A 25,455-nucleotide genomic window follows, 5' to 3' on the forward strand; every position below is an offset into this window, starting at 1 on the left:
CGCTAAAATATATCATGGATCACTGGAAATAATGCTTTTTTCCTTATTTTTTATAAATGCCTGAGAGGTTTGATAGAATGAGATTGAAAGAGCTTCTTAAGTTCCTTATGGATAATCAACATGAAGCAAAAGACATAAGCGAAAACCCTGAGATTACCTCATTGGAGATGGACTCCAGAGAGGTGGAAAAAGGAAGTCTTTTTATTTGCATAAACGGTTTTACAGTTGATGGACATGACTTTGCAAAAAGCGCAGTTGAAAAGGGAGCTGCGGCCATCCTTGCTGAAAAGCCTTTATCACTTAATGTTCCTGTAATTGTCGTTAATGATACGAAACGAGCGATGGCGATTCTCTCAGATGCTTTTTACGGGCAGCCTACACACCATTTGCAGCTGATTGGCGTAACGGGTACAAACGGGAAGACATCGACTACCCACATGATTGAGAGAATTTTAGAGAATGCAGGAAAAAAAACTGGGTTAATCGGAACGATGTATACAAAAATGAACAATGAAACCTTCGATACGAAAAACACGACACCTGAAAGCATCACCTTACAAAAGACATTTAAAAAAATGGTTGATCTTGAAGTTGATTCAGCGATTATGGAAGTATCCTCTCATGCATTGGATATGGGAAGAGTCAGAGGCTGCGACTATGACGTTGCTGTATTTACAAATTTAACCCAAGATCATCTTGACTACCATAAGACAATTGCAGAATACATGCACGCGAAGGGCCTGCTGTTTTCGCAGCTGGGGAATTCTTTTGATTATAATAAGCCGAAGTGGGCCGTAATAAACATCGATGATCCGGCAGCTTCCTATTTTTCTAAGATTACTTCAGCTCGGCTGTTGACGTATAGCTTAAATGAGCAGGCAGACGTTATGGCTGAACAAATTGAATTTTCTCCTAATGGAACTACATTTCATTTAAAAACGTATGCAGGCTCAAAAAACGTTACGATTCCGCTTTTGGGCCGGTTTAATGTGTACAATGTACTGGCAGCGGCGGCGGCTTGCCTTGCAGCGGGTGTGTCCTTTGATGATACCGTAAGCGGCATTGAAAAGCTTGAGGGAGTCAGAGGCAGGTTTGAACCTGTCATTGCCGGCCAAGATTTTTCAGTCATTGTGGATTACGCCCATACGCCTGACAGTCTCGAAAATGTATTAAAAACCTGCAAAGGTATGACAGAGAGCAAGCTTTCTGTTGTCGTTGGCTGTGGAGGAGACAGAGATAAAACGAAGCGCCCAAAAATGGCGCAAATAGCTGTTTCACTTGCTGATGAAGCGATCTTTACGTCGGATAATCCGAGAAGCGAAGATCCGTTAGCCATTCTAAAAGACATGGAGGATGGTGTTCCCGGCGCTTATTACCACAGCATCAGCAATCGTGAAAAAGCGATTTTCTTTGCCATTGCGAATGCTAAAAAAGGCGATACTGTCCTTATCGCCGGCAAAGGGCATGAAACTTATCAGCTGATCCAAGACAAAGTTTATGAATTTGATGATTTAAAGGTGGCCGAAAAAGCCATCATGGAGTTAAATAAACAAAAATAACCTCCCTTCATTAGGATATGACATGATTGATAGAAAAGAGTTGTTAGGAAATGAACGTAAGAACGATACTTTGGCAAAAAAAAATACTTATACAACAATGTGCTTCTCGAATGGGAGGTGGAATGAACTATGCTTGAGCAGGTCATTTTGTTTACCATCATAATGGGCTTTTTAATTAGTGCTTTATTGTCGCCTGTTTTTATTCCGTTTTTGCGAAGGCTGAAATTTGGCCAAAGCATTAGAGAAGAAGGGCCACAGAGTCATATGAAAAAAACAGGAACACCGACGATGGGAGGTATCATGATCATTGCTTCGATTGTGGTTACCACTATCGCCATGACCTTGAAGTTTTCTGAAATCGGGCTGGAAGTCTATTTATTGCTTTTTGTGACATTAGGCTACGGATTGCTGGGCTTTTTGGATGATTACATCAAAGTTGTCATGAAGAGAAATCTTGGCTTAACATCTAAACAAAAGCTCTTAGGACAAGTGATTATAGCCGTTATTTTCTATATTTTCTTACTCCAGATGGATCTTTCTACAGCATTGAGAATTCCTGGAACAGATTTTGAATTTGATTTAGGGTGGGCTTACATCCTTCTCATTTTATTCATGCTTGTCGGAGGGTCGAACGCAGTGAATTTGACTGACGGACTCGACGGGCTGTTATCAGGCACAGCGGCGATCGCTTTTGGAGCCTTTGCTATTTTGGCATGGAATCAGTCACAATTCGAGGTTGCCATTTTTTCAGTTGCCGTAGCGGGAGCGGTGCTTGGATTTCTCGTATTTAATGCCCATCCGGCGAAAGTGTTTATGGGAGATACGGGTTCGCTTGCATTAGGAGGAGCAATCGTTGCAGTCAGCATATTAACCAAATTAGAATTTCTGCTTGTCATCATCGGCGGGATTTTCGTGATTGAGACACTGTCTGTTATTATTCAAGTCATTTCCTTTAAAACGACGGGAAAGAGAGTTTTTAAAATGAGTCCGCTGCACCACCATTATGAGCTTTCCGGCTGGTCAGAGTGGAGAGTCGTTACCACCTTTTGGGCTACAGGCCTCCTCTTCGCAGCCTTAGGAATTTACATTGAGGTGTGGTTATAAGTGGAAACAAAAAAATGGTTTGAAAAGAAAACAATCCTTGTTCTTGGTCTTGCCAAAAGCGGTTTCGCAGCTGCAAAGCTTCTTCATCAGAATGGAGCGAATGTCGTTGTAAACGATAAGCAGCCTTTTAAGGAGAATTATGCTGCACAAAAGCTGCAGGAAGCAGGATTTGAAGTAATATGCGGTGATCATCCAATTTCATTGTTTGACACGAATTCCTTTGATCTATTAATAAAAAATCCTGGAATTCCTTATGAAAATGTAATGGTCCAAGAAGCGTTAAAACGAAATATCCCGATTTGGACGGAAATCGAGCTGGCGTACTTATTAACCGAGGCCAGGTTTATTGGAATTACCGGGTCAAATGGCAAGACGACAACGACGACCCTTATATATGAAATGTTAAAAGCCGATCATAAACAAGCGAAAATTGCCGGGAATATCGGTACAGTTGCATGTGAAGTAGCTGCCCATGCGGAGAAAGACGATTGGATAGTGACTGAGCTTTCATCTTTTCAGCTGATGGGAACGAAAACGTTCAGGGCAAATATCGGCATTATATTAAATGTTGTCGATGCGCACCTTGATTACCATCACACGCGTCAGTCTTACGAGCAGGCGAAGCAGGCCGTTTATAAAAATCAGCTGAAAGATGATACTGCTATTATCAATGCAGACGATGAAACCGTCTGCCGCTTAGCTGAAGCTTCATCGGGCAAAAAAGTCTATTTTTCTTTGACCCAGCAAATCGAAAACGGAGCTTGTATAAAAAACGAAACGATCTATTTTAATCAAAACCCAATTATTGAACGAAAAGATGTCGTTCTACCCGGGGCGCACAACCTCGAAAATATTCTTGCCGCCATTTGTGCTGTAAAACAAGCTGGCGTTTCGAATGAAGCCATCCGAGAGGTATTAACCACATTTTCCGGAGTGAAGCACCGGCTTCAATACGTGGCAGAATTCAATGGCAGAAAATTTTACAATGACAGTAAGGCGACGAATCTTTTGGCGACAAGCAAAGCACTTGATGCCTTTAAGCAGCCGGTTATCCTTTTAGCAGGCGGTCTCGACCGGGGAAACGAGCTAGACGGATTAAAAGAGCACATGGGCAATGTGAAAACGATTGTTACATTTGGACAAACTGCCGGAAAATTTCAAAAGCTTGGGAGAGAATTAGGAATACATCAGATCAAACGTGTCGATAATGTTGAACAAGCAGTATTAGAGGCGTATAAACTTTCTGAAGCAAATGATATTATTTTGCTCTCTCCCGCTTGTGCAAGCTGGGACCAGTTTAAAAGTTTTGAAGATCGGGGAGACATGTTTATATCAGCCGTGCATATGCTTAAATAAGGGTTTGTCTATCCTTTAGGACAGCCCAAATTAAATGCTTGGGGTGTTCGGTTGTTGACTACAAAAAAGACCTCTCCGGACTTTCTATTGGTTATTATTACTCTGCTCTTATTAACGATAGGATTAATCATGGTATACAGCGCAAGCGCTGTTTGGGCGACGTACAAATTTGATGATTCCTTCTTTTTTGCCAAGAGGCAGCTCTTGTTTGCCGGGATCGGCATTGTCGCTATGTTTATTCTGATGAATGTTGAGTATTGGACATGGAGATCGAGAGCGAAACTGCTATTGATCATTTGTTTTTTTCTGCTTTTGGCTGTATTGGTTCCGGGGATCGGCATGGAACGGAACGGTTCGCGAAGCTGGATCGGCGTAGGCGCATTCAGCATTCAGCCGTCCGAATTTATGAAGCTGGCGATGATTGCCTTTTTAGCTAAGTTTTTATCTGAAAATCAAAAGAAGATCACCTCCTTTAAAAAAGGGTTTCTTCCCTCACTAGGAATTGTTTTTTCGGCATTTGCCCTCATCATGCTTCAGCCCGATCTTGGAACAGGAACGGTTATGGTCGGAACGTGCATCGTGATGATTTTTGTTTCCGGTGCGCGCATCGCCCACTTCGTTTATCTTGGCATTCTTGGTTTATGTGGATTTGCCGCCTTGGTTTTATCCGCACCATACCGTATTGCGCGAATTACGTCCTACCTCAATCCGTGGGAGGACCCGCTTGAAAGCGGATTTCAAATCATTCAGTCATTGTATGCAATAGGTCCCGGTGGATTATTTGGTATGGGGCTTGGCCAAAGCAGGCAAAAGTTCTTTTACCTGCCTGAGCCGCAAACAGATTTTATTTTCGCCATTTTATCAGAAGAACTGGGTTTTATCGGCGGGTCGCTTATCCTTCTGTTATTCAGTCTTCTCTTATGGAGGGGTGTGCGTATCGCTTTAGGCGCTCCGGATTTATACGGAAGCTTTATCGCCATCGGCATAATCTCCATGGTTGCGATTCAAGTAATGATTAATATCGCTGTTGTCACCGGCTTGATTCCGGTAACAGGAATAACGCTGCCTTTTTTAAGCTATGGAGGATCATCGCTCACTCTTATGCTAATGGCTGTCGGAGTGCTGTTAAACGTCAGCAGGTACTCGAGATATTAAGAAAAAAGCCAACCCTGTATTCGCAGGGTTGCCATTTTTTGTGGGGAGGAAACATGATGAAAATTGTTGTCAGCGGAGGAGGAACAGGGGGGCACATTTACCCTGCACTCGCTTTTATAAAAGAGGTAAAAAGACAGCATCCGGATGTTGAGTTTTTATACATAGGAACAGAAAACGGTTTGGAAAAGAACATTGTAAAGCGTGAAAACATTCCATTCCAATCTATCGAAATTACCGGTTTTAAAAGAAAGCTTAGCTTTGAAAATGTGAAAACGATCATCCGCTTTTTAAAGGGAGTAAGAATGAGCAAAAAGTATTTGAAGGAGTTTAAGCCAGATGCGGTGATCGGGACAGGCGGCTATGTATGCGGTCCGGTTGTTTATGCAGCCTCTAAGCTTGGTATTCCAACGATCATCCATGAACAAAACAGTCTTCCGGGCTTAACCAACAAATTTTTATCAAGATACGTTGACAAAGTGGCGATATGCTTTGAGGAAGCACGGGACTTCTTTCCAAAAGAAAAAGTCGCATTTACCGGAAACCCCAGAGGGTCTGAAGCCGTCTCAGTGAAGGAAGGGCAGTCTCTTGAAAGCCTGGGGCTTGAGCGCGCAAAAAAAACGGCGCTTATTTTTGGCGGCAGCAGGGGAGCAGCTGCGATTAACAAAGCGGTTGTCGAGATGCAGCCTGAATTAAAAAAGAAAAATTATCAGGTGCTTTATGTTTCAGGAGAAGTTCATTTTGACAAGGTGAAAGCGGAGCTTGAGAAAATAGGACAAGCAGACAATATGATTGCTCTCCCTTTCTTACATAAAATGCCGGAATTCTTAAAGAAAATTGATTTAATCATTTCTAGAGCGGGAGCGACAACAATAGCAGAAGTAACTGCGCTTGGGCTCCCGAGTATACTAATACCGAGTCCTTATGTGACGGCAAATCACCAGGAGGTTAATGCCAAAGCGCTCTCTGACAATCAAGCTGCCATCGTGATCAAAGAATCGGAACTCGATGGGAATAGCTTGATCGGCGCGCTTGATGAGGTGATGGAAAATGATCAGAAAAGAAAGAAGATGGCTGATGAAGCGAAAGCACTTGGGGTGCCAGATGCCGCTTTACGCCTATATCAGCTATTAGATGAATTACACGGCAAGAAAAGGTAGCAATAATTAACGGGGAGGCTGCTATGGAAAACATCAGAAAAGAATTACATGAACTTGAAGTAGGTAAACTCTTATTACAGGAGCCATTATCAAAGCATACGACGATAAAAATCGGCGGTCCTGCTGATCTTCTCATCATACCTGACGGGATTAAGCAGTTGAAAGCTGTGATGGACATGGTAAAGAAACATCAGGTGCCTTGGACGGTGATCGGCAGAGGCTCAAACCTTTTGGTGGGAGATGAAGGAATACGCGGAGCCGTCATTAAACTGGGTGAAGGCATGGATAATCTCGAAATCGATGATGACCAAATTACGGTTGGCGGAGGTTTTTCTGTCGTTCGGCTGGCGACAATGATCAGCAAAGAAGGTCTGTCAGGACTTGAATTCGCAGCAGGAATTCCGGGTTCAGTCGGCGGTGCGGTTTACATGAATGCTGGTGCACATGGATCAGATTTCAGCAAAATCCTTCGCAAAGCACACATCTTATTTGAGGACGGTTCTGATGCGTGGCTCTCTAACGAGGAAATGCAATTTTCCTACCGAACTTCCGTATTGCAAAACAAACGACCAGGAATCTGTCTTGAAGCCGTTTTGCAATTGAGAAAAGATAACCGGGAAGATATCGTTCAACAAATGCAAAATAACAAAACGTATCGAAAAGAAACCCAGCCATGGTCCCAGCCTTGCGCCGGCAGCATCTTCAGAAACCCGCTTCCAGAGCATGCCGGCAAGCTGGTCGAGAATGCAGGATTGAAAGGTTACCAAATTGGCGGTGCCAAAATTTCTGAGATGCACGGAAACTTTATCGTCAATGCGGGTCAAGCAACTGCCGCAGACGTGCTTTCTTTAATCAATCACGTAAAGAAAACAATAAAGGATCAGTACAATATCGATCTGCATACAGAAGTAGAAATCATCGGAACGAATAATTGAACTCTTTTTTAAGCAAGCTGTAACCTCGGGGAACCTGGTGGAGACTCTTCTCCACCTGATTGGAATTTCCCGTCTTCGCTTAGAGATGGGGGACTTGACCCTTTAAAACTTTTAAAGACAAAAAGTACTTTCGATCTCTTAGACGTGTGCTATACTGAAAGTAATTGAAAAACAGTTTGGCACGATTTTACTGGCATTAGGTTTAAGAGAAAACCCCTTTAGCTTTGCCTATGATAGGCTCGCCTTGAGGCGAGTTTTATTTCTTTTATTGTCTCACGAATCTTGAGGTGAAACAGGCATGAAATATGACAACGAACAGGAAAAAGTTGTTCATATCGATAAACGAATTCCGAAAATTAAAGAACAAAGAAAACAAAAAACGAACAGGCGCCTGATTACTTTTATTCTATTGTTTTTTTTGATGGTATTGCTTATTGTTTATTTCCAAACCCCAATCAGCAAGGTTTCTACGATTGAGATATCTGGAAATAAAAATGTGCCAACAAAAACAATTGAGACTGAATCCAGCATTCAGAACGGATCCACTGAATTTTGGAGCCTGAATCAAGCGGAAACAGAAAAAAATATTGAAACGAATAAGCTGATAAAAACAGTTGAAGTTTCTAAAATTCTACCTAATAAAATTCAGATTCGGATCGAAGAATATAAGAGTATTGCATATTTAGAGAAAGAGGAACAATATTTCCCGGTACTGGAAAACGGAACGGTATTACCTGAGGGAGGGCTTCCGAAAGAAGGAATGCCGATATTAATGGATTGGACTGATAATGAGAAGCGCAAACAACTGGCAGAGCAGCTAATTAAGCTCCCTGAATCAATCAATCGCTCCATTTCAGAAATCTATTATACACCGTCCGAATCTGATCCATCTCATATGACGCTTTATATGAACGACGGTTTTATTGTCTCTGCTTCTTTAAAAACATTCTCAAATAAAATGAAAAGCTACCCGGACATTGTCAAAGAAATTGATGACGGAGCCAAAGGGATTATCCATATGGAAGTTGCAACATACTTTGAGGAATTTCCCCCAAAAAAGGAAGAAACGAAAGAAAAAGGACGATGAACGTTGAAAGGTAAAACTGTCATTCTTTCACTGGCAATGCTTATCCTGGGAATAATGATTTCGTATTCATACCAGTTTGCTAGAGAGAAAAACAAACAGGCCGAAACCTCTGAATTATGGAGAGAAGAATACTCTTTGCGTAATGAGCTAATCAGCCAGGAAAAACAAAATAAAGAACTTGAAAAAGAGCTGAATGAAAAGAAATCAAAGGTACAAGCAGCAGAAGAGAAGCTTAAATCAGAAAAAAAAGTATACTATAACCTTCTTGAAGATGTTGAAAAATACCGGATGTATGTTGGAGAAATAGGGGTAAAGGGGAAAGGGGTCCAAGTAACTCTTGAAGATGCTTCCTATATTCCTGAAGGCGAAAATGTGAACAATTACATTGTACACGAAAGCCATTTATTTCATGTGATCAATGAAATGCTGATTTCCGGCGCTGAAGCTATTGCTATTAATGGACAAAGGATCACACATCAATCATACATCCGCTGTAATGGCCCTGTAGTCACAGTGGACGGGCACCAGCATCCCGCACCGTTTACGATCACTGCAATTGGAGATCCAGATGTATTAATTCCTGCATTAAATATTTCCGGAGGAGTGCTGGATCAGCTGAACCAAGATCATGTGACGTTTAACTTAGAGGAAAAAGACAACATAAAAATAGAGCCATTGCTGGAAAATGCGGAATGAAGAATGGTAAGATGGTGGGAAAATGAAAAACAAAAACAGGATGATCAGCTTTAGTATACTTTTTGCGGTATTTGGCTTTATGCTTTCGTTAAGGCTGAATCACTCGCAAGAACAACATGTCCGTGATACGAGAGATGAATGGGAAATTCGGCAGGATTTAAATGAGGCGCAGCAAAGCCAGCTTGATATGCTTTCGGAAATATCAAAATATGATGAATTACTTTCGACCTACCAAAAAGAAGAACAAGCCAGCCAGGAACAAGCCATTTTGCATACATTGAAAAATTTGAAAGAGAAGTCAGGCATGGCAGAGGTTACTGGAAATGGCATAATCATTACAATTTCGCCGCTGTTTTCAGACGAATGGACCGGGGAGGCGGTCACAAGTCCGCCGCCAGACCTGTTGAAGAAATTGATCAATGAGCTAAATTCCTATGAGGCGGAAGAAATTTCAATCAATGATCAAAGAATTATCAATACGTCCGTCATCCGGGATATTAACGGCATTACGAAGATTGATGGAATAAGTATCAATGAATATCCCTTAATTATGAAAGTAATAGGGAAAAATGCCGATAAATTATATAGCAGAGTAACAGCGTCTGATCTTGATGATCTTTTTGCCGGTGAAAATCTAGACCTTCAAGTCGAAAAACCCGAAAAATCGGTGGAAATAAAAGCTTTTGAGGATTCCATAAACGTCCGGTACCTTGAACCATTGACCGAAGAAGACGGAGGAAAATCTTAATGTGGCTGCCGATTTTAGCGTTGCTGTTGGGAATTGTGATAGGTTTTATTACGAATATTTCGATACCGAGTGAGTATTCAAGCTACCTTTCTTTAGCGATACTTGCTGCATTGGATACTTTGCTTGGGGGGATAAGGGCAAATTTACAAGATTCCTATGATGAGCTGGTTTTTGTTTCTGGATTCTTTTTTAACATCATACTCGCTATAGGTTTGGCTTTTCTAGGAGTTCATATTGGTGTAGACTTATACATAGTTGCAATGTTTGCATTTGGTGTAAGGCTATTTCAAAATATTGCTGTCATTCGAAGGATCTTGCTTTCAAAATGGACAGCCTCCCGAGAAAAAACGAAAAAATAGTGTGATAAAAAAGGAAATAGATAGAATATAACGAATATTTGATATAACCTTTAAAAAAACATAAGTAAACGATGTGTTTGTTACACAGTTGTAACGGCAGATTCATTGTATTGTTGTTCATCAAATAATAGAATAGAAATTGATTGAATGAATAGGAGGTGCCCCAGATTGAACAACAATGAACTTTACGTAAGTCTTGACATCGGTACATCCACCATTAAAGTTATTGTCGGTGAAATGACAGATGACTCCTTAAATATAATTGGTGTTGGAAACGTGCCTTCAGAAGGTTTGAAGAAAGGATCAATCGTTGACATAGATCAAACTGTTCGTTCAATCAAAAAGGCGTTTGAACAAGCCGAAAGAATGGTCGGATTTTCGTTAAAAAAAGCGATTGTAGGCGTGAATGGCAACTACATCCACATACAGGATACGAATGGAGTCGTAGCGGTTTCCAGTGAGAACAAAGAAATCCATACGGAAGACGTCCGCAGGGTAATGGAAGCAGCTCAAGTAGTGTCCATACCAAATGAGCAAATTATCGTTGATGTCATACCGAGACAGTTTATAGTGGATGGCAGGGACGAAATTACTGATCCGAAAAAAATGCTAGGTGTCAGGCTAGAGGTAGAAGGCACACTGATTACTGGATCGAAAACTATTTTACATAATTTACTTCGCTGTGTCGAACGGGCTGGAGTTGAAATTACCGATATTTGTTTACAGCCGCTAGCTGCCGGGTCTGTAGCCTTATCAACCGATGAAAAAAATCTCGGTGTCGCATTAATTGATATTGGCGGCGGTTCTAGTACGATTGCTGTTTTTGAAAACGGACATCTCTTAGCTACCAAAGTCGTTCCTTTAGGCGGGGAAAATATAACAAAGGACCTATCAATCGGACTTAGGACCTCAACGGAGGAAGCCGAAAGAATAAAAAAACAGTACGGACACGCCTATTATGCCGGATCTTCTCCCGAGGAAGAATTTGAAGTTTCCGTCATCGGAACGGATCAGAAGCAAACCTTTAAACAGTCTGAAATCGCAGCTATCATAGAAGCAAGGGTAGAAGAAATATTGCAATTTGCGGCAGAGGAATTAGTAAGAATGGGGATTCGCGACTTGCCTGGCGGTTTTGTATTAACAGGCGGAACAGCAGGTTTGACCGGAGTCTTGGATCTGGCTAAAGAAATGTTCAGCAGCAATGTCCGCTTGGCAAGCCCTAACTATATTGGCGTCAGGGAGCCTCAGTATATGACTGCGGTTGGTTTGATTCAATTTGCTTGTTCAAATGCCAAAATTCAAGGGAGAAAAGTCGGATTTAAAATGCCTTCAGAGGCTGTCCAGGAAGTAGCTGCATCCCATCAAGAAGAATTTTCTGCACCGAAGAAAAGGCAACAAAAACCCAAAAAAGAAAAACAAGAAAGCAAAATGAAAAAACTATTTAATTTCTTTTGGGAATAGATACCATTCATTTTGACGGATTAGGAGGATTAGCATGTTGGAGTTTGAAACAAACATAGACGGCCTTGCTTCAATTAAAGTAATCGGAGTAGGGGGAGGCGGCAATAACGCTGTCAATCGAATGATTGAAAATGAAGTACAAGGTGTCGATTTCATTGCTGTCAATACAGACGCCCAAGCGCTTAACCTATCAAAAGCTGAAACGAAAATGCAAATTGGCGCCAAGCTGACTAGAGGGCTTGGAGCGGGTGCAAATCCAGACGTGGGGAAAAAAGCAGCTGAAGAAAGCAGAGAACAGATCGAGGAAGCTCTAAGAGGTGCAGATATGGTGTTTGTCACTGCCGGTATGGGCGGAGGCACGGGTACCGGAGCCGCACCGGTCATTGCGCAAGTTGCCAAGGATCTTGGCGCACTGACAGTTGGTGTAGTCACAAGGCCATTCACCTTTGAAGGAAGAAAACGCCAGATGCAGGCAGCAGGCGGTATTACTTCGATGAAAGAAGCGGTAGATACATTGATTGTGATTCATAATGACAGACTGCTTGAGATCGTCGACAAAAATACACCAATGCTTGAGGCATTCCGTGAAGCGGATACGGTTCTTCGACAAGGGGTTCAGGGGATTTCTGACCTTATAGCTACTCCCGGCCTGATTAACCTTGATTTTGCCGATGTAAAAACAATTATGTCCAATAAAGGATCGGCGTTAATGGGAATTGGAGTGGCAACTGGAGAAAGTCGTGCGGCAGAAGCGGCGAAAAAAGCCATCTCCAGCCCGCTGCTTGAAACGGCAATTGATGGAGCCCAAGGCGTAATCATGAATATTACAGGTGGAACAAATCTAAGCCTATACGAGGTTCAGGAAGCAGCTGATATCGTCGCATCGGCTTCAGATCAGGATGTAAATATGATTTTCGGCTCGGTCATTAACGAAAATCTCAAAGATGAAATCGTTGTGACGGTCATTGCGACCGGCTTTATCGAACAAGAGCAAGATTTGACCAAGCCGCAGCAAAGGCCATTTTCACAAGGATTAAAACAACCTACACAAAATAATACGCAAAAAAGAGAGCCCAAACGTGAGGAACAGCAAAATACCGGTCAGCAGCGACCTGCACAGCCCTCAGAGGATACTCTTGATATTCCAACGTTTTTACGGAACAGAAATAAAAGAGGCTAAATTGAAAAGACAAAACCAAACTGGTTTTGTCTTTTTTTTATGAATGAAGCAGTTTTCACTGAAAGCTGTTTTTTTGTCTATTCATATTTGGGTAATTAGGATTAAGCAGAACGAATGTCCGATTATTTATATAAAATTAAAGTTTTAATATGAGGAGAATTTTACCTATTTTTTTCGCGAATGAGTCATCTTTTAGATAATTAGTAAAATTCAAGTCGAACCTTTGAATCAATTTTCATGATGAGAGTATTTAAAAGGAATATAGTCCTTTTAAATATACACCCTGATATGCTTAGTAATTTTAAAAGTACGATGCTTTTCTATGTATATATTGCTATTTCTTGCCAAACAACCATATGTCATTCGATTTATTTTCTTTAAATTCTAAATATTATGACATGTTGCGACATTTTTCACAATGTAATTTCTTTACATTAGATTTATCAGCTTTAGATTGGACATACAGTCCTATTTAGAAAGGAGGAGGCGAGTTACTGCGGGGATAAAATTAATAGGGGGGATTTTTTTGTTAAGTAAGACAAAAAAGAAAGTAATAGGTTCTTTCCTTTCTGCCGTAATAATTGGCTCATTGGTGCTACCAAATGCAGCTTCTGCAGAAACAAAACCTGTCTCTACGTCTATTAAGCAAACTGTAGCAAGCTCAGCATCAGGAAAAATATCTAAAAGACTGGAAGAACAATTCAAAAAAGACGATAAAGTCACCTATCTAATTAAGCTGAAAGATCAGGTAGATACAAAAAAAGTAGCGCAAGAAGCTGAAAATAAAGCAAAAAGCAGAGCCCTTACTGCTGCGAAAACAGAATACCAAAAAAGGTCAGCAGTTGTGACCTCACTAAGAGCAAATGCTGAAGAAACACAAAGAGAGCTGAAAAAATACTTAGAAAAACAAAAAGAGATCGGAAAGGCAGATCACATACAATCCTTCTATATTGTTAACGGGTTAGCGGTTGAGACATCAAAAGACGTTCTTGAAAAAATCGCAGCGTTGCCGGAGGTAGAGAAAATTTTGCCGAACGAAACTAGACAGCTTTATCAGAGCGGGCAAAAGTCATATGCCGGGCTTCCTAAAATAGAAGATCAAAAAGCGATACCTGCAGCTGAAGGTGTAGAATGGAATATTGATCAAATTTATGCGCCTGCAGCTTGGAATCTTGGTTACGATGGAGCAGGCACAGTCGTAGCCTCTATTGACACTGGTGTGCAGTGGGATCATCCTGCATTAAAGGAAAAATACAAAGGATATGACCCGGCGGCCCCTGATAGCCCGAATCATGAATATAGCTGGTTTGACGCAGTGGACGGACAAGGGACCCCATTTGATGATCTTGGTCATGGCACGCATGTTACCGGAACAATGGTCGGATCGGAGCCTGACGGAAGCAATAAAATCGGTGTTGCTCCAGGAGCAAAATGGATGGCGGTTAAAGCTTTTTCTGCCGATGGCGGTACAGATGTTGATTTGCTGGAAGCAGGAGAATGGATTCTTGCACCTAAAGATGCAGAAGGAAATCCTCATCCTGAAATGGCTCCTGATGTAGTAAACAACTCATGGGGAGGCGGACCGGGACTCGATGAGTGGTATCGAGAAATGGTACAAGCATGGAAAGCTGCTGAAATATTCCCGGAATTTTCTGCTGGAAATACGACTCTTACCAATCCGGGCGGACCAGGATCGATCGCAACCCCGGCGAATTATCCGGAATCGTTTGCAACTGGCGCGACTGACATCAACAACAATCTGGCCAGCTTTTCACTGCAAGGGCCGTCTCCGTATGGTGAGCTAAAGCCAGATATCTCTGCACCTGGTGTAAATATTCGTTCTTCTGTGCCGGGAAGCAATTATGAAGGCGGATGGAACGGGACTTCAATGGCAGGGCCGCACGTTTCTGCTGTTGCGGCTTTGCTCAGGCAAGTAAATGCAAACATTACGGTTGAAGAAATGGAAGAAATTCTAATAGATACGGCTTTGCCATTGACAGATGGAACCTTCCCGGAATCTCCTAATAACGGATACGGCCACGGACTGGTGAATGCGTTTGATGCTGTATCAGCACTGTCGCAAGGGTTGGGCACGATAAAAGGTCAGGTTACAAAGGAAGGAGAGGACACGGAAGCGCCGGTCTTGCATCATAATCCGCCTGCTGAAGTGTTTGAAGGTGCCGAGATCCCCCTTCAAGTGACAGCAGCGGACAATATCAGCATTACTTCTGTACAGCTGACATATAAAACGGAGACGACTGATTGGACTACAGTCGAAGCTTCCAGAGTTGAAGGAGACTTTAAAAACGGAACGTACGATGCGGTGATTCCGCCGCTTGGAGGATCGGCTCTGCAATACAAATGGGTCATCAAAGATTTTGGCCAAAATGTAGTCGAATCAGAAGTGTTTGATGTACAAATCTTATCAGCTTTAACGACAGGGTATGTACAGAATTTTGTAAACAGTCCTGTTGGCTGGACAAGCTATGGAACGAATAATAGCTGGGAATGGGGTAAACCGGCATCCGGACCGGGAACTGCGGTTTCTGGTGAGAAAGTATACGTAACCAATTTAGATGGTACTTACGATAATTCAGCGAACATGAATTTGCAAATGCCGCCTGTTGCAGTCCCAGAAAGCGGAAATCTGTTCCTCCAATTTAAGCAGTGGTATGATTTGGAGACGAATTATGATTATGGATACATTTATGTCCTTCCGGAAGAGGAAGAAAATTGGGTGCAGCTGGCCAGTTTTAATGGAAGAACTTCCAGCTGGATAGATGGAGAAGTGAATCTTTCAGAATACAGCGGCCAAACGATCAGCGTGATGTTTAATGTCCATACGGACGGAAGTGTGTTAAAAGAAGGCTGGTATTTGGATGACATCAAGCTTTCGGATACTTCAATCGGTACGGCAGGTAAAAAACAGATCGGCATTGTGGAGAAAGCTCAGGATGCTGCATCAAAGGAAAAAACAGATGAGCCGCAAGTTGATCCGAAAAAAGCTAAACCGGCTGACCGAATTTCCGACAAGAATGGTGGGACGAAAGAGATTGCACCGAACATACTGCCTTTACGAGCTGAAGTCAGTGTGCTTGAAACCGGAAAGTCAACTTATTCAAATGCTGGTACTGGTCTTTATGAATTAACTCATGCATCTGGAGACTACACGCTAAAAGCAGAAACGTACGGATTTGAGTCAAGTAATCAATCAGTTACGGTTGAAGCGGATGGGACATCAACAGCAAATTTTGTGCTCGAGGAGCTTCCAAAAGGAACAATCTCTGGTACGGTGACTAACAAAGCGACTGGCCAGCCAATTGAAAACGCCACGATATATTTGGTTGAGGATGCGCAAGTGGCACCGGTTCATACGAATGCAAACGGAGAATATTCATTGACAGCATATGAAGGCTCGTACTCAGTAAAGATTACCGCACCGGGTTTTTACAGTTCGGAATCAACAACTGATCTTACAGGAGACGTTAGTCTTGATTTTCAATTGGAACCGTTCATCGGTTATCCTGGTGAAATTGGATACGATGATGCGTCAGCTGAAAACGCAAAGGTATTTTACGAGGCAGGTAATGGATGGGCAGTCAAAATGTCTTTGAATGAAGGGGAAGATAAAGCCCTTGTAAGAGGCGGGTTGTTCAGATTCTGGGATACAGAATGGCCGGTTCCGGGCGGTACGGAATTCGCCGTAGAAGTTTGGGATGCAACAGGGCCGAATGGAGCACCCGGCAAGAAGCTGGCTGGACCGGTCATTGGCGAAGCACAGCGTAACGGGGAATGGACAACTGTTGACCTTTCTCAAGAAGGCATCATAGTAGAAGGCGATTTTTATCTCGTATATATTCAGACTAAGGCAAATCCAGATGCGCCTGGTTTAGCAACGGATGAAAATGGGCCGTTATCAGAACGAAGCTGGCAATTTGTTGGCGGTTCGTGGTCACAAACTCTTGCTGAAGAAGGGAACTATATGATTAGGGCATTGGTTGACTACGAGGTGACTCCGCCGGTTATTACGTCGCCTGAAGACGGAACGTTTACAAAGCATAGACAAACGGTCATCGAAGGGACTTCGTCACCGGGAACAACCGTCAAGATTTTCAACGGGGAAGAGGAAGCGGCTTCCGTTGAAACGTCAGAAGATGGTACATTCTCTAAAGAAATTACCCTGAATGATGGAGAAAATGTCATAACGGCTAAAGTCTCAGCAGAAAACGGGACGACCGATCCATCCGAGCCGGTAACTATCGTCTTGGATCAATCAAAGCCGGAGCTTACGATTACAAGCCCGTCTGAAGGAGATAAACTGAACAGAGAAACGGTAACCGTCACCGGCACGGCAGCAGACGAAAATCTGGACTGGGTAAAAGTAAATGGAAAGAAAACGTCTGTAGAGGATGGCAGGTACTCAGAAAGAATCCTGCTTAACAATGGAGCAAACACGATCAAAGTCGTTGCTCAAGATTTAGCAGGCAATAAGGTGACAAAAAATATAACGATTGACGTAAAATATACGAAGCCTGAAATCACGAATCTTCTGCCGACAGAAGATAAAGAATTAAAGGCTGGTGAATCGGTAAAAATTGAATTCAACAGTGAACCAGATTTGGATGCCACCTTTGTCATCCGAATGCCGCTGACCAATGCCAGAGCAGGAGTGCAGAATGCTATCGAGCTTCCTTTACGGGAGGTTTCTGAAGGCAAATATGAAGGCTATTGTACAGCAACAAACACCATTAAAGCAGCTGGAGCTGAAATTGAGGTAATTGTAAGAGACGACTATGGCAATGAAACGAGGAAAACTGCTGAAGGAAAGCTTTATATTCACGCGAAAATGCCGAAATAAAATTTCCTCGGGGAAAATGAAAGTGAGATGCAGACTTTGTCTATAGTCTGTATCTTTTTTTGTTTGCCTCAGCGAGAAATTCCAACCATCACCTGACGTGCACAAACAGAGATCACTTAGTCGACAAATAAAATATGAATCTCTTAAAAACGTTCAATTCTCTTAACATAGATTGACAGACTTTCCCATGCAGCTTGATTTATACTTGTAAAAACAAAGGGGAGACGTGCCGTTTCTAAAAACTCTTAATTGGCGGAAGGCGGGGAACGATAAGAAGTGGAAATCTACCTAGATGTGATCTGGCTGTTAAACTTTTGCTTCGACTTGCTGCTGCTTTCGTTAACAGGCAAAATTTTAAAACGAAATGTCAAGAAGTTTCGCCTTGTTTTAGGTGCCCTTATTGGTTCCGGTATTGTTCTCATTATGTTTACTCCTTTTTCTTGGTTCGTTTCTCATCCCGCTGGAAAACTTGCTTTTTCTCTGCTGATCGTTTTTGCTGCTTTTGGTTTTAAAAGGTTTCGTTACTTTCTTCAAAACTGGCTTACGTTTTTCTTTGTGACATTTTTATTGGGTGGGGGAATCATTGGTGCGCATTCTCTTCTTCAATCGGATGGCCAGCTTGAGAATGGAGCATTGATGACAGCTTCTTCCGGTTTTGGGGATCCGATCAGTTGGATCTTTGTCATAATAGGTTTTCCAATTCTTTGGATATTCTCGAAAAAGAGAATAGAGGATATAGAGATTCGCAAAATTCAATTTGAGGAGCATGTAAACGTTCAAGTGATGATCGGAGGACAAGAGGTTTTTTTAAAAGGATTGGTTGATTCCGGAAACCAGCTTTACGATCCGTTAACCAAAACGCCGGTCATGATTGTTTATGCAGAATGCTTGAAGCCGATTGTGGGAGAGGCTTTTTTAGAACTGGTAAAGACAGGAGACTCAGTTCATGCATTAGAGCAAATTGATGAAACTTTTCCGTTTATCGACCGTCTCCGGCTTGTGCCATACAGAGGGGTTGGGCAGCAAAATCAGTTCCTGCTTTCCATTAAGCCTGATGATGTATTGGTTTACACAAAAGAAGAAATCATCTCAGTAGAAAAGTGTTTCGTTGGAATCAGTCCGTCCGGATTATCTTCGGATGACGATTTTCAGGCAATTGTCCACCCGAAAATGCTATCTGAAAAAGGAATCAAGCATGTGTCTTAAATCATTAAAGAAGGGAGAGAAGGAGAAATATGAAAAAAATGAAAATAAGATTGACGTATTACTGGTATCGTATCTTAATTAAGCTTGGACTGAAAAGCGACGAGATTTATTATATTGGTGGAAGTGAAGCCCTTCCGCCGCCTTTATCAAAAGATGAGGAGCAGGATCTCCTTCATAAACTGCCAAAGGGAGACCAAGCAGCCAGAGCGATATTAATCGAACGAAACTTGCGGCTGGTCGTATACATTGCCCGCAAATTTGAAAACACAGGGATTAATATTGAGGATCTCATAAGTATTGGAACAATAGGGCTTATAAAAGCTGTCAATACGTTTAACCCTGAAAAAAAGATCAAGCTTGCCACTTATGCATCAAGATGTATCGAGAATGAAATTTTAATGTATCTCCGAAGAAACAATAAAATCCGGTCAGAGGTATCTTTTGATGAACCGCTTAACATTGACTGGGATGGAAATGAACTTCTTCTTTCAGATGTCATGGGCACTGATGATGATATTATCACAAAGGATCTGGAAGCAAATGTGGATAAAAAGCTCCTGATGAAAGCCCTGGATCAGCTTAATGACCGTGAAAAACAAATTATGGAGCTTAGGTTCGGGCTGGTAGGAGAAGAAGAGAAAACGCAAAAAGATGTGGCAGACATGCTGGGGATTTCTCAGTCCTACATATCAAGGCTGGAGAAAAGAATAATTAAGAGGCTGAGAAAGGAATTTAATAAAATGGTATAACCCCTTATTTCGGGCAGGAAATTTTTTCTCATCGACATTTGTGCATATTTTTCCCACTCAAGGAGATACTTAACTTTGTACCAGAGCTCCTGTAGGGAGGGAAAGATATTGTCGAGAAATAAGGTCGAAATATGCGGGGTAGATACCTCCAAGCTTCCTGTATTAAAAAATGAAGAGATGAGAAAACTCTTCAAACAGATGCAAGACGAAGGGGATTATACAGCTAGAGAAAAACTGGTTAACGGAAACCTGCGGCTTGTATTAAGCGTGATTCAGCGTTTTAACAACAGAGGAGAGTATGTGGATGACTTATTTCAGGTGGGCTGCATAGGATTAATGAAATCGATTGATAATTTTGATTTAAGCCATAATGTTAAGTTCTCTACCTATGCTGTCCCTATGATTATTGGAGAAATCAGAAGGTACTTGCGTGATAACAATCCGATTCGTGTGTCAAGATCATTGCGGGACATTGCCTACAAAGCTCTCCAAGTCAGGGAAAGATTAATTAGTGAGACAAGCAGGGAGCCGACAGCTGAAGAAATTGCAAAGGTGCTTGATATTCCTCACGAAGAAATCGTATTTGCGATGGATGCCATCCAGGATCCTGTGTCTTTGTTTGAACCGATATACAACGATGGCGGAGACCCGATTTATGTGATGGATCAAATTAGCGATGAGAGAAATAAGGACAGCCAGTGGATCGAAGAGCTTGCTCTGAAAGAGGGAATGAGAAGATTAAGCGAACGCGAAAAAATGATTCTCAGAAAACGGTTTTTTCAAGGGAAAACGCAAATGGAAGTCGCTGAAGAGATTGGTATCTCACAGGCTCAGGTTTCCCGGCTGGAAAAAGCGGCAATTAAGCAAATGAATAAAAATATTCATCAATAAAAGAGAGGATACACTGCCCTCTCTTTTTTTATGATCAGAATAATTGTATAATGCCCCAAATACAAGTTACTGCTTCCTAGAATGATAATAAAATCAAGCAACACTGTGTGATTTTGATGATGAACGGAAAGCTGTGATAAACCAAACGGTATTAATAATTAATAAAATGAAGCAAAGGGCTATGACTACTATTAAGGAAGTATTCATTTTGTTCGCAAATATCCCTAATACTACTGGAATGATCACAAAGTTTATCATCACTCCGAAACTACATAATACAGCCATGATGGATCTCATCGCATCTAACCCTGCTAGATATGCAATTAAAGGCAGGATATAAAAAGCAAGCACAGTTCCAATAGCTGACCACATGCCCGCGCTGCCAAATTGATTCGCATTAGGCCCGGATTCAGATATTGGGGAGAGTGAAGATGCGATCAACATAGAGCAGAAGAGGAAGGCAGAAACCAAAGTCAATATAACAACTGGAAATTTTTTAATTGCCACGATCATTTGCTCTCCTTTCTTATAAGCGAATTCCCATATTTTTCATTATATCATTGATACGGAAATAAAGTAATATAACTTCCAATATATTGAATTGATTTACTCCGAAAGCGTTTTCTATAAGCTAAGAGCTTATAGAACTATCAGACATCTGTTCAAAACCCAGCGTTCAATTGGTTCTTCCAGAATATGAAATTTTATTAATATAAAATTCATATTCCTTTGGCATGCACTTCAAGTATCCATTCATATAATAGTGATAATTGCTTATTTCATTGGAGGGCATGTCAAATGATGAATATTTCTGAGTTTCAAATGAAGGATGTCGTAGACGTTTCAAACGGCAAAAAACTCGGCAGTATCGGTGATATTGATATTAACGTAACGAATGGAAAAATACAGGCCATCATTATTGGCGGGAGTGGAAGAGTTCTCGGTTTTTTTGGAAAAGAAGAGGAAATATTAATTCCTTGGCGAAATATTGTGAAAATCGGTGAAGATGTGATTTTGGTTCGATTAAGCTAATTCGTTATTCATTCGCCCGTTTTTTTGCAAATCGATGCTAACTGTAGACCGTAAATTGTGGTAATATAAGAGCATAATGGGAAGATTCGCGTTGTTTGTCGAAAGGAGGATCATCGAATGAACAGTCAGATATCATTCATTCAAAAAAATGAAGCAACTCTTCTTTTCGATAAGTGGAACCATAACAAGGTTCTTTGCGGAATGACAACAAAAAATGGAGGGGTAAGTGATTCTCCATTCCAAACATTGAATACAGGCCTCCATGTTCTTGACATAAATGAGAATGTTATTAAAAACAGGGAGCTTGTCGCGCAAAGTCTTGGTTTCCCCTTGCAATCATGGGTTTTTGCAGATCAGACTCATGAAAATTCAATACAACGTGTTACAAAAAAAGATGCCGGAAAAGGCAGCAAAATCTATGACACAGCAATAAAATCAACGGATGGACTTTATACAAACGAGAAAAATGTGGTTTTGGCATTATGCTTTGCAGATTGTGTTCCGTTATATTTTTATGACCCTGCCAAATCTCTTGCCGGTATTGCCCACGCTGGCTGGAAGGGAACCGTCCTTCAGATTGGCAAAAAAATGGCGAAGACCTGGCAAACGGTTGAAGGATCAAGACTGGAGGATATACAAGCAGTCATTGGACCCTCAATTGGTTCTTGCTGCTATAAGGTGGATGAAAGGGTTATTGAAAAGGTGAAACAGCTTTCTATTGACACAGACAGTGCAATTACTGAAGTGAACAGTACCGAATATATGCTAAACCTGAAAGAACTCAATCGGCTCATTTTGCTTGATGCCGGTATAAAGGAACAGAACATTGCGGTTAGTCCCCTTTGTACAAGCTGTGAAGATGAACTTTTTTTCTCCCACCGGAGAGATAAAGGGAAAACGGGACGAATGATGTCCTTTATAGGGTTTAAGGAGGCATAACAGTAAGTGGATGTGCAAACTCAGTTACGACATATAAACGAAGAAATAATCGAAGTATGTAAAAAGTCAGGCAGAAACCGAGAAGAGATTTCGATCATAGCAGTTACGAAATACGTAACGCCCGAGCGGGCAAAAGAAGCACTTGATGCGGGGATCGTTCATCTTGGGGAAAATCGCGACGATGAATTATTACGCAAGCAGGAGATTCTCGGGAGCGACCCTGTATGGCACTTTATCGGCTCTCTTCAATCAAGGAAAGTAAAAAATATTATTGGGAAAGTTGCCTATATTCATTCGCTTGACCGGTTGTCGCTGGCAAAAGAGATTGATAAGCGTGCAAGCTCTGCAGTCGATTGTTTTGTGCAGGTGAACACGTCTATGGAACCGTCTAAGCACGGATTGACAAGGGAAGAAGTCGTTCCTTTTCTAAAAGAGCTAAAGTCTTTTCCCAACATACGAGTGGTTGGATTGATGACCATGGCGCCTCACACGGAGGATGAAGAGCAAATCAGGAGCTGTTTCCGCCTGCTTAGAACACTGCGGCAGGAGGTTCAAGCACTGAAGCTGCCGTACGCCCCGTGCCATGAGTTGTCAATGGGGATGTCAAATGATTATAAAATCGCAGTAGAGGAAGGTGCGACATTTATCCGCATCGGCTCTTCACTCGTAGGAAATCAAACGGGAGGTGCAAATTCATGAGTATTAAAAATAAATTTAAAAGCTTCTTTTCATTGGAAGATGAAGAATATGAATATGAATATATCGATAGTGACCAGGAGGAAAGGGAACAGCCTCGCGAGCAAAAAGAAAAGCCTACATACAATAGTAGCGGCAAGCCCGGGTCTGCGGGAAAGCAAAATGTCGTTAGCTTGCAAAGCGTGCAAAAGTCTTCTAAAGTAGTATTAAGTGAACCGAGAGTTTACGCGGAAGCCCAGGAAATTGCCGACCATTTAAAAAACAGGCGTGCCGTCGTCGTGAATCTCCAGCGTATCCAGCATGACCAGGCAAAACGGATCGTTGATTTTCTAAGCGGAACTGTGTATGCCATAGGCGGAGATATCCAGCGGATTGGATCCGATATCTTTCTGTGTACGCCTGACAATGTTGATGTGTCTGGCACTATTTCAGAATTGATGTCTGCCGACGAAGAATATCAAAGGTGGTAATTTGTAGATGCTGATGCTTTATCAAGTACTTGATACTGTAATTACTTTTTATATGTATGCGATCATTATTTATATTTTGTTGTCATGGTTTCCCAATGCCAGAGAATCATCTTTTGGGCGAATCCTAGGCTCTATATGTGAACCGTATCTTGAGCCATTCAGAAAAATTATTCCGCCAATTGCTATGATCGACATCTCCCCGATTGTCGCCATTTTAGTTTTACGTATGGCAGGCGAGGGACTTCGAGTTGTTTTCTTCATGTTTATGTAGCGATCTGTTTCGGGACTTGGTGATCGCCAAGTCCCTGTTCGCATAATTGGATTTTTTAGTTAGAAAGGGATCATATTGGACAATCTATATCAGCATTTTCGAAAAGAAGAGCAGCCTTTTATTGATCAAGCTTTAGAATGGAAAAGCATCATCACTGAACAATACCGGCCAAAGCTAACGGATTTTTTAGATCCAAGAGAACGGGATATTCTTTCAGCCGTGATCGGCGGGACCGGGGAAATTCAAGTTGAATTCTTTGGAGGCTTCGAAGAGTCAGAGAGAAAAAGGGCGTTGCTTTACCCGGAGTATTACAGACCTGAACAAGAAGACTTTCAGCTTCAGGCGTTTGAGGTCATCTATCCTGAGAAATTTACGAGTATCGGACATCGCCAGTTGCTCGGCTCTTTAATGGGACTAGGATTGAAAAGAGAAAAATTCGGCGATTTGCTTATTTCGGGCGAGACCGTTCAATTTATTTGCGCCAAGGAGATAAGCAACTACGTGCACATGCAATTTACCCAAGTCGGAAAAACAAAGGTCACGGTGAAAGAAATTTCGCTCGGGTGCATTCAATCTCCCGATAAACATGTCGAAAGAAAGGATGAGATCGTTTCTTCCTTGCGGCTGGATGTCGTTTGCTCTGCGATGATCAGGCAATCAAGGCAGAAAAGCCAGGCTTTGATTAAAAGCGGCGCTGTCAAGGTCAATTGGCGTACTCTTGAGGACCCGTCATTTACACTAGAGGAAAATGATTACTTGTCTGTAAGGGGATATGGAAGATACCAGCTGACAAGCATTGAAGGAAAGACAAAAAAGGATAAATGGAAGCTGTCAATCGAAAAACAACTGTAAGCTTTTTAACGGATTTACCCATTTACACGTTTTTTTGTTTTATAATGTGGAGTAGAGAAATTCTTTTAATACATAAGCGGAGGTGGCATGATGCCGTTAACACCGAATGATATCCATAATAAGACGTTTACAAAAGCATTTCGCGGGTATGATGAAGATGAAGTCAACGAGTTTTTGCTTCAAGTCAGAAAAGATTATGAAATCATCCTGCGAAAAAAGAATGATTTGGAGAAAAAAGTCAACGAGCTTGACGAGCGAATCGGGCATTTCTCCAGTATAGAAGAAACCTTAAATAAATCCATTCTCGTTGCACAAGAGGCAGCTGAGGATGTTAAACGAAATTCACAAAAAGAAGCAAAGCTGATTGTGCGTGAAGCAGAAAAAAATGCCGACCGCATTATTAATGAATCATTGTCTAAATCAAGAAAAATAGCAATGGAAATCGAAGAATTGAAAAAGCAGTCCAAGGTGTTCAGGACACGGTTCCAAATGTTGATTGAAGCTCAACTCGATCTGTTGAAAAATGATGACTGGGATCATCTGCTTGAATATGAAGTAGATGCCGTGTTTGAAGAAAAAGAATAATTTTTTATGTGTTGCTTGACTTTTTAAAAAGAAAGCGAATATAATACCTTCATAAAATAACTTATACGGATATTACAGTAATTATGATAATAACATGCGCCTGACGGAG

Annotated in this window: 24 protein-coding genes; 23 read left to right on the forward strand and 1 reads right to left on the reverse strand. The window is 41.6% G+C overall.

Going from position 1 to position 25,455, the window contains the following annotated elements:
• Nucleotides 1–77 precede the first annotated feature (77 nt).
• The 16 genes from AM592_RS04700 to sigG all read left to right on the forward strand — a co-directional run bounded on the left by AM592_RS04700 (nucleotide 78) and on the right by sigG (nucleotide 20,501).
• Complete coding sequence (locus tag AM592_RS04700; RefSeq protein ID WP_053602714.1) at nucleotides 78–1,559, forward strand: UDP-N-acetylmuramoyl-L-alanyl-D-glutamate--2,6-diaminopimelate ligase; 1,482 nt, start codon at nucleotides 78–80, stop codon at nucleotides 1,557–1,559.
• A gap of 129 nt (nucleotides 1,560–1,688) precedes the next feature.
• The gene (mraY, locus tag AM592_RS04705; protein WP_053602715.1) at nucleotides 1,689–2,663 is read left to right on the forward strand and encodes a phospho-N-acetylmuramoyl-pentapeptide-transferase; all 975 of its coding nucleotides are present in this window, start codon (nucleotides 1,689–1,691) and stop codon (nucleotides 2,661–2,663) included.
• Nucleotides 2,664–4,019 (forward strand): UDP-N-acetylmuramoyl-L-alanine--D-glutamate ligase, encoded by a 1,356-nt coding sequence (gene murD / locus AM592_RS04710; RefSeq protein ID WP_053602716.1) that lies wholly within the window; start codon nucleotides 2,664–2,666, stop codon nucleotides 4,017–4,019. It begins immediately after the preceding gene.
• 54 nt (nucleotides 4,020–4,073) lie between these two features.
• Nucleotides 4,074–5,174 (forward strand): stage V sporulation protein E, encoded by a 1,101-nt coding sequence (gene spoVE / locus AM592_RS04715; protein ID WP_053602717.1) that lies wholly within the window; start codon nucleotides 4,074–4,076, stop codon nucleotides 5,172–5,174.
• A 56-nt stretch (nucleotides 5,175–5,230) separates the two neighbouring features.
• Complete coding sequence (gene murG, locus AM592_RS04720) at nucleotides 5,231–6,331, forward strand: undecaprenyldiphospho-muramoylpentapeptide beta-N-acetylglucosaminyltransferase (RefSeq protein ID WP_053602718.1); 1,101 nt, start codon at nucleotides 5,231–5,233, stop codon at nucleotides 6,329–6,331.
• Nucleotides 6,332–6,354: 23 nt separating this feature from the next.
• Nucleotides 6,355–7,266: a UDP-N-acetylmuramate dehydrogenase gene (gene murB, locus AM592_RS04725; RefSeq protein ID WP_053602719.1), complete on the forward strand. Its 912-nt coding sequence runs from the start codon at nucleotides 6,355–6,357 to the stop codon at nucleotides 7,264–7,266.
• A 298-nt stretch (nucleotides 7,267–7,564) separates the two neighbouring features.
• Nucleotides 7,565–8,353 (forward strand): cell division protein FtsQ/DivIB, encoded by a 789-nt coding sequence (locus AM592_RS04730; RefSeq protein ID WP_053602720.1) that lies wholly within the window; start codon nucleotides 7,565–7,567, stop codon nucleotides 8,351–8,353.
• A gap of 3 nt (nucleotides 8,354–8,356) precedes the next feature.
• Entirely contained in the window at nucleotides 8,357–9,049 is a 693-nt protein-coding gene (locus AM592_RS04735; protein WP_053602721.1) for a DUF881 domain-containing protein, read from the forward strand.
• Nucleotides 9,050–9,071: 22 nt separating this feature from the next.
• The gene (locus AM592_RS04740; protein WP_053602722.1) at nucleotides 9,072–9,797 is read left to right on the forward strand and encodes a DUF881 domain-containing protein; all 726 of its coding nucleotides are present in this window, start codon (nucleotides 9,072–9,074) and stop codon (nucleotides 9,795–9,797) included.
• Nucleotides 9,797–10,156 carry a small basic family protein gene (locus AM592_RS04745; protein ID WP_053602723.1) on the forward strand — a complete coding sequence of 120 codons (360 nt, stop codon included), beginning with the start codon at nucleotides 9,797–9,799 and terminating at the stop codon, nucleotides 10,154–10,156. The genes AM592_RS04740 and AM592_RS04745 overlap by 1 nt, the downstream gene beginning before the upstream one ends.
• A gap of 168 nt (nucleotides 10,157–10,324) precedes the next feature.
• On the forward strand, nucleotides 10,325–11,617 hold the full coding sequence (gene ftsA, locus AM592_RS04750; protein WP_053602724.1) for a cell division protein FtsA: 1,293 nt from the start codon (nucleotides 10,325–10,327) through the stop codon (nucleotides 11,615–11,617).
• Nucleotides 11,618–11,651: 34 nt separating this feature from the next.
• Nucleotides 11,652–12,797: a cell division protein FtsZ gene (gene ftsZ / locus AM592_RS04755; RefSeq protein ID WP_053602725.1), complete on the forward strand. Its 1,146-nt coding sequence runs from the start codon at nucleotides 11,652–11,654 to the stop codon at nucleotides 12,795–12,797.
• 526 nt (nucleotides 12,798–13,323) lie between these two features.
• Complete coding sequence (locus AM592_RS04760) at nucleotides 13,324–17,655, forward strand: S8 family peptidase (protein ID WP_098945197.1); 4,332 nt, start codon at nucleotides 13,324–13,326, stop codon at nucleotides 17,653–17,655.
• A gap of 276 nt (nucleotides 17,656–17,931) precedes the next feature.
• Nucleotides 17,932–18,861, forward strand: a complete 930-nt coding sequence (spoIIGA, locus tag AM592_RS04765; RefSeq protein ID WP_053602726.1) for a sigma-E processing peptidase SpoIIGA — start codon at nucleotides 17,932–17,934, stop codon at nucleotides 18,859–18,861.
• Nucleotides 18,862–18,890: 29 nt separating this feature from the next.
• The gene (sigE, locus tag AM592_RS04770) at nucleotides 18,891–19,610 is read left to right on the forward strand and encodes an RNA polymerase sporulation sigma factor SigE (protein ID WP_053602727.1); all 720 of its coding nucleotides are present in this window, start codon (nucleotides 18,891–18,893) and stop codon (nucleotides 19,608–19,610) included.
• 108 nt (nucleotides 19,611–19,718) lie between these two features.
• Nucleotides 19,719–20,501 (forward strand): RNA polymerase sporulation sigma factor SigG, encoded by a 783-nt coding sequence (sigG, locus tag AM592_RS04775; protein WP_053602728.1) that lies wholly within the window; start codon nucleotides 19,719–19,721, stop codon nucleotides 20,499–20,501.
• 93 nt (nucleotides 20,502–20,594) lie between these two features.
• Here sigG and AM592_RS04780 read toward each other — a convergent pair whose 3' ends face one another.
• Entirely contained in the window at nucleotides 20,595–21,008 is a 414-nt protein-coding gene (locus AM592_RS04780) for a DUF5391 family protein (protein ID WP_225970330.1), read from the reverse strand.
• Between the two features lie 291 nt (nucleotides 21,009–21,299).
• Between AM592_RS04780 and AM592_RS04785 the strand changes: the two genes are divergently transcribed.
• From AM592_RS04785 to divIVA, 7 genes are all read left to right on the forward strand, one after another.
• A complete protein-coding gene (locus AM592_RS04785; protein WP_053602730.1) occupies nucleotides 21,300–21,533 on the forward strand; it encodes a YlmC/YmxH family sporulation protein in 234 nt (77 codons plus the stop codon).
• 117 nt (nucleotides 21,534–21,650) lie between these two features.
• Nucleotides 21,651–22,472 carry a peptidoglycan editing factor PgeF gene (gene pgeF, locus AM592_RS04790; protein ID WP_053602731.1) on the forward strand — a complete coding sequence of 274 codons (822 nt, stop codon included), beginning with the start codon at nucleotides 21,651–21,653 and terminating at the stop codon, nucleotides 22,470–22,472.
• A 6-nt stretch (nucleotides 22,473–22,478) separates the two neighbouring features.
• Nucleotides 22,479–23,171, forward strand: a complete 693-nt coding sequence (locus AM592_RS04795; protein ID WP_053602732.1) for a YggS family pyridoxal phosphate-dependent enzyme — start codon at nucleotides 22,479–22,481, stop codon at nucleotides 23,169–23,171.
• The gene (sepF, locus tag AM592_RS04800; RefSeq protein WP_053602733.1) at nucleotides 23,168–23,638 is read left to right on the forward strand and encodes a cell division protein SepF; all 471 of its coding nucleotides are present in this window, start codon (nucleotides 23,168–23,170) and stop codon (nucleotides 23,636–23,638) included. Before AM592_RS04795 ends, sepF begins: the two co-directional genes overlap by 4 nt.
• Before the next feature lie 7 nt (nucleotides 23,639–23,645).
• Complete coding sequence (locus AM592_RS04805) at nucleotides 23,646–23,909, forward strand: YggT family protein (RefSeq protein WP_053602734.1); 264 nt, start codon at nucleotides 23,646–23,648, stop codon at nucleotides 23,907–23,909.
• Nucleotides 23,910–23,984: 75 nt separating this feature from the next.
• Nucleotides 23,985–24,761, forward strand: a complete 777-nt coding sequence (locus tag AM592_RS04810; protein WP_053602735.1) for a YlmH family RNA-binding protein — start codon at nucleotides 23,985–23,987, stop codon at nucleotides 24,759–24,761.
• Nucleotides 24,762–24,851: 90 nt separating this feature from the next.
• A complete protein-coding gene (gene divIVA, locus AM592_RS04815) occupies nucleotides 24,852–25,346 on the forward strand; it encodes a septum site-determining protein DivIVA (RefSeq protein WP_053602736.1) in 495 nt (164 codons plus the stop codon).
• Nucleotides 25,347–25,455 lie beyond the last annotated feature (109 nt).

The organism is Bacillus gobiensis (genome assembly GCF_001278705.1).
Lineage (GTDB): Bacteria > Bacillota > Bacilli > Bacillales > Bacillaceae > Bacillus > Bacillus gobiensis.